Source organism: Amycolatopsis sp. DG1A-15b, assembly GCF_030285645.1.
GTDB lineage: Bacteria > Actinomycetota > Actinomycetes > Mycobacteriales > Pseudonocardiaceae > Amycolatopsis.
Genome location: NZ_CP127296.1, coordinates 6,399,034 through 6,411,934, shown reverse-complemented (window position 1 = coordinate 6,411,934; position 12,901 = coordinate 6,399,034). Strand labels below are relative to the sequence as shown.

Here is a 12,901-nt window from a genome sequence, read left to right as displayed (position 1 = left end):
TGGACTTGGGGACGCCCCCTTGACTACCCCACCTCGCCCTCCGGCGGCGGCTGCACATCGACCGGAGCGCCCCAGTCCGTGTACCGGGTCGTGATGCGGGCCTCGCCCTGCAGGATCGGCGAAAGGTCCAGCACGATCTGCAGCGGCCGGTGCGTCTCGTCGAGCCACAGCTCCACCGGGAACTTGCCGCCCACCCGGCCCGCCGCGTCCGCGGGCAGCCCCGCCGGCAGGTCGGTGCCCAGGCGTGCCAGGTCCAGGTCGACGCGGTAGTGCTCCGCCGCCACCCCGCCCAGGTCCGTGCGTTCGGCCGCGACGATCGTGCCCGCCGTGCGGATCTCGCCGAGCGTGTGCGCCGGGTCGTTCTGCGCGGCCAGCTGCGTCAGGCTCGCTCCGAGGACCTGCGAAAACGGGTCCGTGCCGTCCGCCGCGACCAGCACCCACGGCTTGCCGGTGCCGACCTCGTCGCGGGCGCCTTCCGGCACCTTCGCGTACAGCTTCCCGGCCACCAGCCGCAGCTCCACCGGCTCGCCGAGGAAGTCCGTCGTCATCACCTGGGCCGTCCCGCCGGCGCCGAACCGCGCCTGGCCCTGGCCCTTCGACCGGACCGAGCCGACCGCGACGTCCGTGGCGAACTTCGCCGAGCCACCGCTCGTCGTGGCCGTCGTCGCGGCGTCGGCCAGCGCTCGCGCCTCCTCGAACGCCGGACGGCGCGGCGGGTCGGAGCACGCACCGGCGAGCAGGGCGAACAGCAGCACCACGGCGGCTTTGCGCATGGTGCCAACAAAATCACAGCGGCTCCCCCGATCTCGTTCGGGGGAGCCGCCGCTACTGTGCCGGTAGGTACTGATCCGGCCACAGCCACGGCCGGGTGACTTTGCCGCCGCGGTCACGTGCCGCGCGCGAGCCGGCCTGCTTTTGGCGGATCAGTACTCAGCGTCGTCCGGTCAGCGACCGGCCTTCTTCATCAGCTCGCCGAGGTCGACGACCTGGTCGGCGGGCGGTGCCTTCACGTCGACCTGGGTGCCCCAGTCGCTGTACTTCATCGTGAACTTCGCGTCGCCGGCCGGCGCGCCCAGCGCCTGCATCATCGGGCCCTGGTCCATGGTCACCTGCACCGGCAGGTTGTCCTTGTTCAGCCACAGCTCGGCCGGCAGCTTGATGTCCTTGCCCTTGAGCATGTCGGTGAGCTTGTCGCGCGTCGCGGCCGGAACCTGGCCGGTGAACTGGTCGACGGCCTTGGCGACGTCGAGCTCCACCTTGTAGTGGTTGACCTTCTCGCCGTTCAGCTCGGTCTGGTCGGACGAGATGATCCGGCCCGCCTTGGAGATCTGGTCGAGCATCTTGCTCGGGTCGCTCTGCTCCGCCGACTGCGACAGCGCGCCGCCCAGGGCCTGCGAGAACGGGTCGTTGCCGTCGGCCGAGATCTTGGCCCACCCCTTGTCCGTACCCAGCTGCTTCTGCTCTTCGGCGGGCAGCTTGATGTACATGACCTTGTCGACCAGGCGCATCTCGGTGGTCTGACCGGCCGCGGTGCTCGTCATCGAGAACCGGGTGTCGGTCTCGTCCATGGCCATCGCGCCGGTGGCGCTCAGCGTCTGGCCGGCGGCCGAGCCCTCCATGGTGAACTTGGCCGACTTCGACTTCACGGTGTTCTGCTTGGACGCCGACGCCAGCTGGACCGCGTCGGTGAACGGCGAGGCGAGGCCGGCGGACTGGCTCTGCCCGCCCGCGGCCGCCGGCTCGGCGGTGCCGGTGGCGGAGTTACCACTGCACGCGGTCAGCGTGAGCACCAGCGCGGCGCCCGCGGCGACCAGGGTGGTCTTGCGCATTGAGTTCCCCTCGGAGTTGGATCTTCCGCTCGGCATATCGCCTGACCGGGTGATTGGTTACCGATGTGACGATGACGATCGGCGACCGGTTCCGGTTGCCTCAGGCCTCCGTGGGGCGAGTCATATCGTGGCCGCCGCGTGACGCCAGCAGGCGCCGCAGCGACGCGAGCCGCTCCGGGCTCGCCTTCCCTTCGGTGACGACGTCGTCGAGCGCGCAATCCGGGTCCTCGGGCGCGCCCAGGTGCCCGCAGCCCGACGGGCACTCCTCGGCGGCCTCGGCGAACTCCTCGAAGGCGTCGACGATGTGGTCGGCGGTGACGTGGGCCAGCCCGAACGACCGCACGCCGGGCGTGTCGATCACCCAGCCGCCGTCCGGCAGCGGCAGGGCCACCGCGGCGACGGACGTGTGCCGCCCCTTGCCGACTCCGCTCACCACGCCGACGGCCAGGTCGGCGTCCGGCACCAGGCGGTTGACCAATGTCGACTTGCCGACACCGGAGTGGCCGACCAGGGCCGTCAGGCGCTCTTTCAGCAGCTCGTCGAGGCCTTCGGGCTGTTCGTCGTACCGGCTGACGATCACCGGGATGTCGAGACCCGCGTAGCCCGCCAGCAGCTCGTCCGGGCTGGCCAGGTCGGCCTTCGTCAGGCAGAGGACCGGCTCCACACCGCCCGCGTAGCAGGCGACGAGGCAGCGGTCGATGAAGCCGGTGCGCGGCGGCGGGTCGGCCAGCGCGGTGACGATCAGCAGGCGCTCGGCGTTCGCGACGACCAGCCGCTCGTACGGGTCGGTGTCGTCGGCCGTGCGCAGGAGCGAACTGGTGCGCTCGTCGACGCGGACGATCCGCGCGAGGGTGTCCGGCTTGCCGGAGACGTCCCCGACGATGCCGACCCGGTCGCCGACGACCACCGGGGTCCGGCCCATCTCGCGGGCGCGCATGGCCGTGATCACCCGGGCGGGATCGGCGTCGATCGCGCAGGTCCAGCGGCCGCGGTCCTTGCCGATGACCATGGCCGTGACGGCGTCGGCGTGCTCGGGACGGCGCTTGCTGCGGGGCCGGGTGCCCTTGCCTGGACGCACCCGGACGTCGGACTCGTCCAGCTTGCTCCAGTCGTTGCGCGCCAAACCCGTCGTCCTCTCGTGTGCCGGTGCCCACCCGAATGATCCCACGCCGCTCGCCACGGCCCTGGCCTGCGTGTAACGATGACGTCCCGGACTGTTGGGGAAGGCACGAGGAGGTTGGCCATGTGCGGCCGCTACGCCGCCACGAAAGACCCGGCGAAGCTGATCGAGGAGTTCGACGCGATCGACCTCACCGAAGGCCACGCGCGCGCCGACCACAACGTGGCACCGACGAAGAACGTGGTCACGGTCGTGCAGCGGCACCCGCGTGACGAAGACGGCCAGGTCCTCGAGGACGAGCCCGCCGAGCGCTCGCTGCGGATGATGAAGTGGGGCCTGGTGCCGTTCTGGGCCAAGGACCCGTCGGTCGGCTCGCGGATGATCAACACGCGCGCCGAGACGGCCGCCGAGAAGCCGGCCTTCCGCCGCGCGCTGGTGTCGCGCCGCTGCCTGGTGCCCGCCGACGGCTGGTACGAGTGGCGCCGCACGGGCAAGGAGAAGGAGCCGTTCTACATGACGGCGCCCGACGATTCGTCGATCGCGTTCGGCGGGATCTGGGAGAGCTGGCGGCCGAAGGACGACGACAAGGCGGCGCCGCTGATCACCTTCTCGATCATCACGACCGACGCGGCCGGCCAGCTCACCGACGTGCACCACCGGATGCCGCTGATCGTGCCTCGCTCGCACTGGGACGGTTGGCTGGACCCGGACCGCGAAGACGTCACCGACCTGCTGGTGCCGACGCCCGAGGAGATCGTGGCGTCGCTGGAGCTGCGGCCGATCTCGAGCAAGGTCAACAACGTCCGCAACAACGGCCCCGAGCTGCTGGAGCGGGTCGATCCGGCGCAAGAGGGCGCCCTGTTCGACGCGCCGCAGTCATGACGGCCATCCCGATCGAGACCGCCTACGGCCCGGCGCGGGTGTACCTGCACTGCGCCGAGGAGGGCGTGGCGGTGCTCATGCTCGGCCACGGCGCGGGCGGCGGGCTCGACGCGAAGGACCTGGTGGCGGTGACGCGCGCGGCCCAGGCGGCCGGCGTGCACGTGGCGCTGGTCGAGCAGCCCTACCGGGTGGCGGGCCGCCGCGCGCCGGCCCCGGCGAACCAGCTGGACACGGCGTGGCTGACGGTGGCGGACGAGCTGTCGGAGCGCTTCGACGGCCTGCCGTTCGTGTTCGGCGGCCGGTCTTCGGGTGCGCGGGTGGCCTGCCGGACGGCGTCGGCCGGGCAGGCGGTGGCGGTGCTGTGCCTGGCGTTCCCGGAACACCCGCCGGGCCGGCCGGAGAAGACGCGCCAGCCGGAGTTCGACGCGGTCGAGGTCCCCACCTTGGTGATCCAGGGCGAGCGCGACCCCTTCGGGCGCCCGAAGCCGGGGCCGCACCAGGAGCTGGTCCTGGTCGACGGCGACCACAACCTGGGCAAGGACCTGGAGGCGCTCTCGCGCGCGGCGACCGAGTGGCTGTCGCGGGTGCTGCGGCCGCTGGCCTGACTCAGGCCGCGATCGGCGCCACCACGGCGCCGGTCAGCCGGATCAGCTCACCCGGCGCCAGCTCCACCTCCAGCCCGCGGCGACCGGCCGAACAGAACACCGTCTCGAACTTCTCCGCCGAAGAGTCGATCACCACCGGCAGCCGGCTTCGGTGGCCCAGGGGCGAGATGCCGCCCAGCACGTACCCGGTCGCCCGCTGGGCCGCTGCCGGGTCGGCCATCTTCGCCTTCTTGCCGCCCGCCGCGGCCGCCAGCGCCTTCAAATCCAGCTGGCCCGTGACCGGGACCACGCCCACCACGAGCCGGCCGTCCACCTCCGCGACCAGCGTCTTGAACACGCGGGCGCGGTCCAGGCCCAGCGCTTCCACCGCCTCCAGCCCGTAGGACTCCGCCCGCGGGTCGTGGTCGTAGGCGTGCAGCGTGTGCGCCACCTTTTGCTTCACCAGCAACGCCGTCGCCGGGGTGCCCTTGCCAGCCATGGCGGAAGTCTAGGGAATGCCCGATCGCCCCGGCCGGTTGTACCGGACGTGACAACAACGCTCGCCACCACACGCTCACGCAGCCGCCGCAGTTCCCAGGCACCGGCGAACCGCGGCGTGCCCGGTCCCCGCGTAAACTCGGGTCCGCCGTATGCGCGCACGCGCATCGACGCCGAGCGGGAAGGGAACGGTTTGCCGAGCACGCAGAACTCAGCGCCGGAAGAAGCGACCGAGGCCGAGCGCGCCGAGCGCTTCGAGCGCGACGCGATGCCGCTGCTCGACCAGCTGTACTCGGCCGCGATGCGGATGACCCGCAACCCCGCCGATGCCGAGGACCTGGTCCAGGAGACCTACCTCAAGGCGTACGCGGCCTTCGCCTCCTTCAAGGCGGGGACGAACCTCAAGGCCTGGATGTACCGCATCCTGACCAACACCTACATCAACGGCTACCGCAAGCGGCAGCGGCAGCCGGTGCAGGCGCCCACCGAGGAGATCACCGACTGGCAGATCGCCAAGGCGGAGAACCACACCTCCAGCGGGCTGCGGTCGGCGGAGGTCGAGGCGATGGACAACCTGCCCGACACCGACGTCAAGGCCGCCCTGCAGAAGCTGCCCGAAGAGTTCCGGCTGGCCGTTTACCTGGCCGATGTCGAGGGCTTCGCGTACAAGGAGATCGCCGAGATCATGGACACGCCCATCGGCACCGTGATGTCCCGTCTGCACCGCGGCCGTGCCCAGCTGCGCGACCTGCTCGCCGACGTGGCGCGGGAGCGCGGCTTCATCCGGGGTGCCCAGGAAGAGGTGGCCGGGCGATGAACGACATGTGCGAGGGCGCGTCCGACAAGGTCCGCTGCGAAGAGGCGCTCGCCGACATCTACCTGCTGCTCGACCGGGAGTGCAGCCCCGAGCGTGACGCCGCGTTGCGCTCGCACATCGAGGACTGCCCGCCGTGCCTCGAGGAATACGGCATCGACGAGCACATCAAGCAGCTGCTGGCCCGCAAGTGCGGCGGCGACCACGCCCCGGCCGAGCTGAAGAGCCGGCTGCGGGCGTCGATCCGCCAGACCGTCGCCACGCGCGGCGGCGTCACCGTGGAACGCACCGAGATCACCCTCGAGCAGCGCTCCGAGTAGCGCGCCTGAGCACGACGAAGGCCCCCACGCTGGTGTGTGGGGGCCTTCGTCATGCCGACGCCGGGAATCAGGCGTTGGGCTTCTTGCCGTGGTTCGCGCCGTTCTTCTTCCGGTCGCGACGCTTGCGGGCGCGCTTCGACATGTTCACTCCTCGTCGTCAAAAGTGGCCACGGCCGCGGCGCTGGCGCCTGCCGGGCTGGGGTCAACTGCTCAAGTGTGTCATGACGGCACCCTCTGGTTGGATGGGGTGCGTGTCCACGCTCGCCGAACTGCTCGCCGACAACACCGGCCTCCCCGGAGAGGCGGCGGACCACCTGCAGACCGTCGTCGCCGAGTGGCAGCTGCTGGCCGACCTGTCCTTCGCCGACTTCCTGCTCTGGGTCCCGGTGACCGAGGAGCTGCAGCCCGACGGCGGCGACTTCGTCTGCGTCGCGCACGCGCGGCCGACGACGGCGCCCACGGCGCACCCCGAGGACGTCGTCGGCACGCGGTTCACGGTCCAGGAGCACCCGCAGCTGGCGAAGGCCATGCGCGAGGTGCGGATCTGCCGCGAGGAGGACCCGCACTGGTACCGCGACCTGCCGATGCGGCGCGAGGCGATCCCGGTCCGGTTCCACGACGAGGTCATCGCCGTGATGAGCCGCGAGACGAACCTGGCCGCGCCGCGCGTGCCGTCGCCGTTGGAGATCGCGTACCTGGGCAGTGCCGGCGACCTGTGCCAGATGATCGTCGACGGCACGTTCCCGCCGAACGGGACCAACGCGACCGACACGCACACGTCGCCGCGGGTCGGGGACGGGCTGATCCGCCTCGACTCGAGCGGCACGGTCGTGTTCGCCAGCCCGAACGGCCTGTCCGCCTACCACCGGATGGGGCACGAGTCCGACCTGGTCGGCACCCGGCTGGCGCCGCTGACGCGGTCGCTGATCCGCGACCCGTTCGACGCGACCGAGGTGTCCCACCGGATCATCGAGGCCCTCGACGGGAAGCCGTCGAGCCGCACGGAGGCCGACTCGCGACGCGGCGCCGTGGTGCTGTTCCGCGCGCTGCCGCTGCGGCCGGCCGGCCAGGCGGCGGGCGCGCTGGTGCTGGTCCGCGACGTCACCGAGGTGAAACGGCGGGATCGCGCGCTGCTGTCGAAGGACGCGACGATCCGTGAGATCCACCACCGGGTGAAGAACAACCTGCAGACGGTGGCGGCGTTGCTGCGGCTGCAGTCCCGGCGGACGTCGTCGGAGGAGGCGCGGCTCGCCCTGGCGGAATCCGTGCGCCGGGTGACGTCGATCGCGCTGGTGCACGAGGCGCTGTCCATCTCGGTGGACGAGCGCGTCGACCTCGACAAGCTGCTCGACAACGTGCTGCCGATGGTCGGCGAGGTCGCCACGGCGGAGTCGCAGGTCGGGCTGTCCCGGAAGGGCTCGTTCGGGGTGGTGGTCGCGGAGATCGCGACGCCGCTGGTGATGGTGCTGGCCGAGCTGGTGCAGAACGCGATCGAGCACGCGTTCCCGGCGGGCCGGTCGGGCAAGGTCGAGCTGATCGTGGAGCGTTCGGCCCGCTGGCTGGACGTCGTGATCCGCGACAACGGGCGCGGCCTGCCGGCGGGCTTCTCGCTGGAGCGGTCCGACGGGCTCGGGTTGCAGATCGTCCGGACGCTGGTGGAGTCCGAGCTGCGGGGCTCGCTGTCGCTGCGCAAGGTGCGGACGGAGACGTCGGCGACCCGCGTGACGGGGACGGAAGCGGCGCTCCGCATCCCGCTCTCGCGCCGGCTCTGACTCGTGTCGTCCCTTCAATCACGCGCGTCGTCTTCCTGATCACGCGAGTTGGCTGCTCAATCACACGTGTGCCCATCGGCCGCGTGATTGAGAGGTCATCACGTGTGATTGGAGGGTCGACACTCGTGATTGGGGGGACGACACGTTGAAGGCCCGGCACCAGGTGCGTGGTGCCGGGCCGTTCAACGCTTCGTGGGAGGACTTGATGTCCCGGTGAGGTTTCGCCGCACCCGTCGCCAGGTGGTTTCGCCTCGGTTGTTAAGCTCAAACCGGGTAGGTATCACCCCAGACGGCGTGGGCACGACAAATGCCCGCCGGGTGAAATTCCTGCTCGGCCTGGGTGGATCTCGAGAAACTTAGGCGTTGGTACGCGTGCCGATGTGCGTACGGCGGCGCTTGAGCGCGCGTCGCTCGTCCTCGCTCATGCCGCCCCACACACCCGCGTCCTGGCCGCTGGCCAGAGCCCAGGCCAAGCAGTCGGAAGCGGAGGGGCAGCGGTGGCACACGGCCTTCGCCTGCGTAACCTGCGACAGAGCCGGACCGCTGGTTCCCACCGGGAAGAACAGCTCGGGGTCCTCGTCTCGGCAGGCCGCGTCGTGGCGCCAGTCCATGTTCGTGAGCTCCTTCATATGGCGCGGGAGGGCCGCGCCACAGTCGTCAATGGCGGTCGTGTTCTTGGGTGCTTGTGAATGCTTTCACGAAGCACCGCTTTCGACAAGGGTTTCCGGAAGATCGGTGAGTCAGGTCACCCGGCCGAGCGACCCCTCTGACCTGCGGTTTCTCTCCGAAGCAGCCGCCGGAAGGGAAGGCTGATGCGCTGAGTGGAGCTTCTCCGTCGACGAACGGCACCTGGTACTTATCCGCAGGCGATCAGCGGTCCCGTCGTCACACGATTACCGTGAGTGCGTTCGGGACGCTGAAGAATTCCACTCGGGTCCGCTGGCCGACGAGGTCGCCGTCCACCTGGAAGTTTACCGGTTCAGCTGCATCTATGCGGATCATCGGCAGGTCATCGTGACGCACGAGACGCCGGCCGCGCTGGTTGCTCTTCGTAGTCAAAGCTTGGCGTACATGCTTGAACACTGTGGGCAACCCCAGACCGTTCAACGCGAACAAACCCAATCCCGTCTCGAACGAGCAACCCGGGTTGAGGTGGACGGCTCGCTCGCCCAGGTAGCTCCACGGATCGGTGTTCGACACGAAAGCGGTCAACGCCTCGGCCGGTTCCTCGCCCGGGATGCGGATCGTGAGGGCCGGCCGGCCCAGCGGCGGCCGGAAGTAGGAGCGGACGGCGGCCCGCAGGTAGAGGCCGGCCGTCGTCTGCTTGCCGCGGCGCTTGGCGACCCGGCCGACGACGTCGGCGTCCCAGCCGAGGCCGGAGTTGAAGGTGAACCAGTGGCCGTCGGCCAGGCCGAGCCCGACCCGGCGCGAGCGGTCGTTCTCCAGCGCGTTGAGCAGCTGGTGGGTGGCCTCGAACGAATCCGCCGAGATACCGAGGGCTCGCGCGAACACGTTGGCCGAACCGCCGGGGACGACGCCCAGGGCGGGCACCGGCCCGATGTCGTTCGGATCGCCGTCGGCGTCGGCCAGCAGGCCGTTGACGACCTCGTTGACCGTGCCGTCCCCGCCGTGCGCCACGACCAGGTCGATGCCGTCCCGCGCGGCCGAGCGCGCGATGGCCATCGCGTGACCGCGGTAGTCCGTCTCGACCACGTCGAGCTTGACCTGGCTGGCGAGCGCGTGCGCCAGCACGTCCCGGCCACCCGCGGTGGTCGAGGTGGCCTGGGGGTTCACGACGAGGATTGCGCGCATTACCGCAGAGTAAGTGACTTCCGGCGGCCCGAGAACCTTCCGGCGCCGCATGGTGACGGGCGCAACCCCGGGGAACAGCACGTTCGAGACCCTGTGCCGGGCGGTCCTCCTTCACAGCGCGGTGTCCGCACGTCGTGACAAGTGCACCCGGGCCGACCGCCCGCTCATCGACGACCTCTGAATTTTCCGTGCCCGGGCGGTCCCGCGAAAACGGCCGACCGGGTGGCATACGATCGAATTGGCTCACGCACGGTGACTCGCCCTGGTCGAGTCCACTGTGCTGCCCGCAAACCTGTGCTCCCGCAAAGCCCCGCGCCCCGCACTCGCCCAGTCCGTCCGGAAGGCCGCCGCAGTGAAGTTCTCGCCCGCTCCCCGCGAGGTCCGGCTGGCCGGTGCCGTCACCGCGGTACCGTCGCTCGCCCTGCTGGTGTTCGGGGTGATCGTGCTGGTGAACGGCCTGCGGTCGCCGGCTCAGCCGGGCAACAACGTCTTCGTCGAGTCGGGCACGTTCATCGTGGTGGCGCTGGCGTTCCTGGCCGCGTCGGCCGGGCTGGTCCTCGGTCAGACGTGGGCGCGCTCGCCGGGCGTGGTGATCGCGCTGATCGTGATCGGCCTCGGCTGGTACCTGCTGGGCCCGTCCGGCGAGCCGCTGTGGGGCGTGCCGATCGCCCTGCTGGGCATCGCGGCCCTGGCTCTGCTGTTCCGCCGGCCGGCCCGGGCCTGGGCGCTGGGCCTGCGCGAAGGCGAGACCGAGACGGAAGCCGCCGAACGCGGCGGCCTCGCCGGCCGCCGCGCCGAACGCGAAGGCCCCGAAGAGGACTGAACCCCGAATCCGGCGTGATCAGGCCCGTGACTGGCGTGATGGGGGCCGTAACCGGCGTGATTGGGGCCGTAACTCGCGAGATCCGGCTTCAATCACGCGAGATCCGGGCTGGATCACGCGAGATCCGGGTCTGATCACGTGAGTTACGCCTGGGCGGCCAGGGCCTGCAGCGGGGCGTCGGTGAGGCGGTTGACCGTCCACTCGTCCATCGGGACCGCGCCGAGGGCCTTGTAGAACTCCGTCGCCGGGTTCCAGTCCAGTACCGACCACTCGAGCCGCGCGTAGCCCTTCGCGACGCACTCGGCCGCCAGCGCGGCCAGCAGCGCCTTGCCCAGGCCCGAACCGCGGTGGGACGCCCGCACGTACAGGTCCTCGAGGTAGATCCCGTGCACCCCGCGCCAGGTCGAGTAGTTGAGGAACCAGACGGCGAAGCCGACGATCTCGCCGTCCACTTCGGCCACGTGCCCGAACAGCTTCGGTGCCTCGCCGAACAGCGCGTCCCGCAGCTGCGCCGGCGTCAGGTGGCACTCGTCCGGTGCGCGCTCGTACTCCGCCAGGTCGTACACCAGGCCGACGGCCGCCTCGACGTCGTCGGGGCGGATCCGGCGGATGCGGTCGTCGGGCACGTCAGTCCTCCGCGGGCAGCAGGTTGAGGTGTTCGATCTGGGGTTCGCCGCGTTCGTCGCCGAGCACCGCGATGCCGGCCGCGTCCAGTCCGAAGTGGACGCCGGCGGTGGCGGGCAGGCCGAGCCAGCGGGCCACCAGCACCCGGCTGAAGTGCCCGTGTCCCACCAGGATCACGTCACCGGCTTCGCAGGCACGCCGGGCGCGCTCCAGCACGCGATCCGCGCGGGCGGAAACGTCCGGAGCGCTTTCGCCACCGGGGATCGGGTGGCTCCAGACCGTCCAGCCCGGCACGGTTTCGCGGATCTTCGGCGTGGTGACGCCTTCGTAGTCGCCGTAGTCCCACTCGGCGAGGTCCTCGGTGACTTCGTCGACGCGCAGGCCGGCCAGCGCGGCCGTGCGCAGCGCCCGGGCACGCGGGCTCGACAGCACCAGCGACGGGCCGCCCACCAGGCTGCGGAGGGTGCCGCCCGCGGCACGTGCCTGGCCTTCGCCCGCCGGCGTCAGCGGGATGTCCGTGCGGCCGGTGTGCCGCCCGTTCAGCGACCATTCGGTCTGCCCGTGCCGGAGGAGGAAGAGACGGTTGGTCACGCGCCCGAATATATCCGGCGGTTTGCGCGGCGGCTGGCCGTCTGCTTAGCTACTGAACGGTAGCTTAGTTCGAGGAGACCTCCATGTCCCAGACGCCGACGTTCGCCATGTGGCACAGGCTGGCCGGGAAGCCGGGCGGGAAACAGCTGTTCAGCGCCGCGATGTGCCTCCGGGTGCCGTACTTCCGCACGGTGCTGCCGTCGGTGCGCGAGCTGCGTCCGGGTCACTGCGAGGTCACCGCGCCGAAGTGGTGGGGTGTTTACAACCACATCCGCACCTTTCACGCGATCGCGGCCTGCAACCTCGCCGAAATCGCGATGGGCATGCTCGCCGAGGCGACGGTCCCCACCACCCACCGCTGGCTGCCGAAGGGCATGAACGTCCAGTACGTCGCGAAGGCGGAGACGGGCCTGCGCGCGGTGGCGGCGCTGCCCGAGCTGCCGGAATTCGGCGATGCCGGTTTCGACCTCGAAGTCCCGGTGACCATTTCGGACACGAACGGCCGGCCCGTGGTCACCGGGGCGATCACGGTCTGGGTGACGCCGAAGAAGCGTTAGAGCTGCTTGTACTGCACGTACGTGGTCTGTTGGAACGTGTTCTGCCCAGTCGGCGACGGCAGCCCCAGCTTCCGGTCGACGAGCCGGCCGAGCGGGCCGCAGCCCTGCGTCGCCGGGAGCGCGAGATCCGGGTCGACGACGCCGAAGTGGAACGTCGGCGGGTTCTTGGAGAGCACCGTCGGAGGCAGCGCCGGGTCGTCGTGGACGACGGTGTGCAGCGGCGCGGCCGCCGTGCCGATGCTGCATTCCCGGCGCAGCAACGGGTGCCGCAGCACCGCGTAGACGTCGAGCTCCCCGCGGCGAGCGTCATTGCCCTGGAAGTCCGAATAACCGCCGTAGCGCAGCTGGAGCGTCGTGCCGGCCAGGCCGGGCACGCGCACCGGCTCGTGCCGCAGTGCGCCGAACGCCTGCGCGTACTGGCCGTTCACCCGCCCTTCGCTGAACGTCAGCCGCAGCTCTCCCAGCGGGATCTCCTGGGTGCCGATCGTCAGCTTTCCCTGGGAGACAAAGGCTTCGCAGCGCCACGTGCCGGGGTCGGCGTTCGCGGGCGGCGGCGGGCAGTCGGTGAAGTCGAACGTCGGGAGTTCGTCCGCGGACGCGGTTCCCGGGGTCAAGGCCAGCGCGACCGCGGCCGCCCCCAGTGCGAGAAGTTTCATGGCGGTGAGCCTGCTCGCG

Annotated in this window: 17 protein-coding genes; 7 read left to right on the top strand and 10 right to left on the bottom strand. The window is 70.7% G+C overall.

Annotated features, from left to right (window positions below):
* Nucleotides 1–23 precede the first annotated feature (23 nt).
* The 3 genes from QRY02_RS29395 to rsgA all read right to left on the bottom strand — a co-directional run bounded on the left by QRY02_RS29395 (nt 24) and on the right by rsgA (nt 2,952).
* Nucleotides 24–773: an SCO4651 family lipoprotein gene (locus QRY02_RS29395; RefSeq protein WP_285986079.1), complete on the bottom strand. Its 750-nt coding sequence runs from the start codon at nt 771–773 to the stop codon at nt 24–26.
* 171 nt (nt 774–944) lie between these two features.
* A complete protein-coding gene (locus QRY02_RS29390) occupies nt 945–1,829 on the bottom strand; it encodes an SCO4651 family lipoprotein (protein WP_285986078.1) in 885 nt (294 codons plus the stop codon).
* A 100-nt stretch (nt 1,830–1,929) separates the two neighbouring features.
* Nucleotides 1,930–2,952, bottom strand: coding sequence for a ribosome small subunit-dependent GTPase A (gene rsgA / locus QRY02_RS29385; protein ID WP_285986077.1), 1,023 nt, complete (start codon nt 2,950–2,952; stop codon nt 1,930–1,932).
* Between the two features lie 120 nt (nt 2,953–3,072).
* Here rsgA and QRY02_RS29380 point away from each other — a divergent pair, with 120 nt between their 5' ends.
* Nucleotides 3,073–3,831 carry an SOS response-associated peptidase gene (locus QRY02_RS29380; RefSeq protein ID WP_285986076.1) on the top strand — a complete coding sequence of 253 codons (759 nt, stop codon included), beginning with the start codon at nt 3,073–3,075 and terminating at the stop codon, nt 3,829–3,831.
* Nucleotides 3,828–4,436 carry an alpha/beta hydrolase family protein gene (locus QRY02_RS29375; RefSeq protein ID WP_285986075.1) on the top strand — a complete coding sequence of 203 codons (609 nt, stop codon included), beginning with the start codon at nt 3,828–3,830 and terminating at the stop codon, nt 4,434–4,436. Before QRY02_RS29380 ends, QRY02_RS29375 begins: the two co-directional genes overlap by 4 nt.
* 1 nt (nt 4,437) lies before the next feature.
* On the opposite strand, the gene ybaK is transcribed toward QRY02_RS29375, so the two are convergent.
* Nucleotides 4,438–4,914 carry a Cys-tRNA(Pro) deacylase gene (ybaK, locus tag QRY02_RS29370; protein ID WP_285986074.1) on the bottom strand — a complete coding sequence of 159 codons (477 nt, stop codon included), beginning with the start codon at nt 4,912–4,914 and terminating at the stop codon, nt 4,438–4,440.
* 192 nt (nt 4,915–5,106) lie between these two features.
* Between ybaK and QRY02_RS29365 the strand changes: the two genes are divergently transcribed.
* Together QRY02_RS29365 and rsrA are read left to right on the top strand one after the other, a co-directional pair.
* Entirely contained in the window at nt 5,107–5,730 is a 624-nt protein-coding gene (locus QRY02_RS29365) for a sigma-70 family RNA polymerase sigma factor (RefSeq protein WP_013229712.1), read from the top strand.
* The gene (gene rsrA, locus QRY02_RS29360; protein WP_103341238.1) at nt 5,727–6,047 is read left to right on the top strand and encodes a mycothiol system anti-sigma-R factor; all 321 of its coding nucleotides are present in this window, start codon (nt 5,727–5,729) and stop codon (nt 6,045–6,047) included. The genes QRY02_RS29365 and rsrA overlap by 4 nt, the downstream gene beginning before the upstream one ends.
* A gap of 67 nt (nt 6,048–6,114) precedes the next feature.
* On the opposite strand, the gene QRY02_RS48930 is transcribed toward rsrA, so the two are convergent.
* Nucleotides 6,115–6,189 (bottom strand): 50S ribosomal protein bL37, encoded by a 75-nt coding sequence (locus QRY02_RS48930; RefSeq protein ID WP_098515123.1) that lies wholly within the window; start codon nt 6,187–6,189, stop codon nt 6,115–6,117.
* A gap of 109 nt (nt 6,190–6,298) precedes the next feature.
* Here QRY02_RS48930 and QRY02_RS29355 point away from each other — a divergent pair, with 109 nt between their 5' ends.
* A complete protein-coding gene (locus QRY02_RS29355) occupies nt 6,299–7,819 on the top strand; it encodes a sensor histidine kinase (protein ID WP_285986073.1) in 1,521 nt (506 codons plus the stop codon).
* A gap of 356 nt (nt 7,820–8,175) precedes the next feature.
* On the opposite strand, the gene QRY02_RS29350 is transcribed toward QRY02_RS29355, so the two are convergent.
* The gene (locus QRY02_RS29350) at nt 8,176–8,430 is read right to left on the bottom strand and encodes a WhiB family transcriptional regulator (protein WP_285986072.1); all 255 of its coding nucleotides are present in this window, start codon (nt 8,428–8,430) and stop codon (nt 8,176–8,178) included.
* Between the two features lie 274 nt (nt 8,431–8,704).
* A complete protein-coding gene (locus tag QRY02_RS29345; RefSeq protein WP_285986071.1) occupies nt 8,705–9,631 on the bottom strand; it encodes a diacylglycerol/lipid kinase family protein in 927 nt (308 codons plus the stop codon).
* Between the two features lie 352 nt (nt 9,632–9,983).
* Here QRY02_RS29345 and QRY02_RS29340 point away from each other — a divergent pair, with 352 nt between their 5' ends.
* Nucleotides 9,984–10,454 (top strand): hypothetical protein, encoded by a 471-nt coding sequence (locus QRY02_RS29340; protein WP_285986070.1) that lies wholly within the window; start codon nt 9,984–9,986, stop codon nt 10,452–10,454.
* A gap of 143 nt (nt 10,455–10,597) precedes the next feature.
* Here QRY02_RS29340 and QRY02_RS29335 read toward each other — a convergent pair whose 3' ends face one another.
* Complete coding sequence (locus QRY02_RS29335; protein ID WP_285986069.1) at nt 10,598–11,080, bottom strand: GNAT family N-acetyltransferase; 483 nt, start codon at nt 11,078–11,080, stop codon at nt 10,598–10,600.
* 1 nt (nt 11,081) lies between these two features.
* Nucleotides 11,082–11,669 carry an acid phosphatase gene (locus tag QRY02_RS29330; protein WP_285986068.1) on the bottom strand — a complete coding sequence of 196 codons (588 nt, stop codon included), beginning with the start codon at nt 11,667–11,669 and terminating at the stop codon, nt 11,082–11,084.
* Nucleotides 11,670–11,752: 83 nt separating this feature from the next.
* Here QRY02_RS29330 and QRY02_RS29325 point away from each other — a divergent pair, with 83 nt between their 5' ends.
* On the top strand, nt 11,753–12,226 hold the full coding sequence (locus QRY02_RS29325; protein WP_285986067.1) for a hotdog fold domain-containing protein: 474 nt from the start codon (nt 11,753–11,755) through the stop codon (nt 12,224–12,226).
* Here QRY02_RS29325 and QRY02_RS29320 read toward each other — a convergent pair.
* Nucleotides 12,223–12,882, bottom strand: a complete 660-nt coding sequence (locus tag QRY02_RS29320; protein WP_285986066.1) for a hypothetical protein — start codon at nt 12,880–12,882, stop codon at nt 12,223–12,225. The genes QRY02_RS29325 and QRY02_RS29320 overlap by 4 nt on opposite strands.
* Between the last annotated feature and the right edge of the window lie 19 nt (nt 12,883–12,901).

Excerpts from the sequence above, each read along its gene's own strand:
- QRY02_RS29395 (WP_285986079.1), bottom strand. The coding sequence starts at position 773 with ATGCGCAAAGCCGCCGTGGTGCTGCTGTTCGCCCTGCTCGCCGGTGCG.
- QRY02_RS29390 (WP_285986078.1), bottom strand. The coding sequence starts at position 1,829 with ATGCGCAAGACCACCCTGGTCGCCGCGGGCGCCGCGCTGGTGCTCACG.
- QRY02_RS29380 (WP_285986076.1), top strand. The coding sequence starts at position 3,073 with ATGTGCGGCCGCTACGCCGCCACGAAAGACCCGGCGAAGCTGATCGAG.
- QRY02_RS29375 (WP_285986075.1), top strand. The coding sequence starts at position 3,828 with ATGACGGCCATCCCGATCGAGACCGCCTACGGCCCGGCGCGGGTGTAC.
- ybaK (WP_285986074.1), bottom strand. The coding sequence starts at position 4,914 with ATGGCTGGCAAGGGCACCCCGGCGACGGCGTTGCTGGTGAAGCAAAAG.
- rsrA (WP_103341238.1), top strand. The coding sequence starts at position 5,727 with ATGAACGACATGTGCGAGGGCGCGTCCGACAAGGTCCGCTGCGAAGAG.
- QRY02_RS29350 (WP_285986072.1), bottom strand. The coding sequence starts at position 8,430 with ATGGACTGGCGCCACGACGCGGCCTGCCGAGACGAGGACCCCGAGCTG.
- QRY02_RS29345 (WP_285986071.1), bottom strand. The coding sequence starts at position 9,631 with ATGCGCGCAATCCTCGTCGTGAACCCCCAGGCCACCTCGACCACCGCG.
- QRY02_RS29325 (WP_285986067.1), top strand. The coding sequence starts at position 11,753 with ATGTCCCAGACGCCGACGTTCGCCATGTGGCACAGGCTGGCCGGGAAG.
- QRY02_RS29320 (WP_285986066.1), bottom strand. The coding sequence starts at position 12,882 with ATGAAACTTCTCGCACTGGGGGCGGCCGCGGTCGCGCTGGCCTTGACC.